Annotated in this window: 1 protein-coding gene; it reads right to left on the bottom strand. The window is 46.4% G+C overall.

Annotated elements, in window-relative coordinates; all coding sequences use genetic code 11:
• Positions 1–585, bottom strand: a 585-nt coding sequence (ftsE, locus tag A3763_RS06920) for a cell division ATP-binding protein FtsE (RefSeq protein ID WP_068759960.1), incomplete at its 3' end; no start/stop codon positions are given.
• Positions 586–668 lie beyond the last annotated feature (83 nt).

Here is a 668-nt window from a genome sequence, read left to right as displayed (position 1 = left end):
GTGGCTCGCTATCAGTACCGTGACGCCGACTTGATTGAACTCGCTAAACAAGTTCATGATTTCGGCTGAAAGCTCGGGGTCGAGGTTTCCGGTTGGTTCATCGGCTAACAAAACGGGAGGTTTATTGACAACGGCTCTGGCAATACCGATACGCTGTTGTTCACCGCCTGAGAGCTGAATGGGTGTCATTTTCTCTTTTGAAAGCAAACCGACTTTATCTAATGCGGCACGTACGCGACGCCCGATATCGCGCGGGTTCATTCCCGAAATTTCTAGGGGAAGCGCAACGTTGTCGTAAACACTGCGATCAAATAACAAGCGATGATTTTGAAAAACAACGCCGACATGACGCCGGTAATAAGGAATTTGCCGCTTTGGGATGCGCATAAGGTCTTGCTCACCCACAGTGACCTTTCCTTCACTGGCTCTTTCCATCAACATAATCAGCTTAAGCAGTGTACTTTTACCTGCGCCGGAATGGCCTGTTAAAAATGCCATTTCACCACGCGCCATTGAAAAGCTTACGTCATTAAGTGCTTCATGGCCGTCGCTATAACGCTTGGTGACATTCTCAAAATGTATCATTATTTAGTAGGCCTATTGATTTAAGCTGAGATCTTATCGACAGAGATTTATGCTTGATCGTCGAATAAAGCAGCAACAAACTC

The sequence above is a fragment of the Oleiphilus sp. HI0128 genome, from assembly GCF_001635365.1.
Note: the sequence above shows the minus strand (reverse complement) of the source record. Positions and strands in the feature narration are given on the sequence as shown.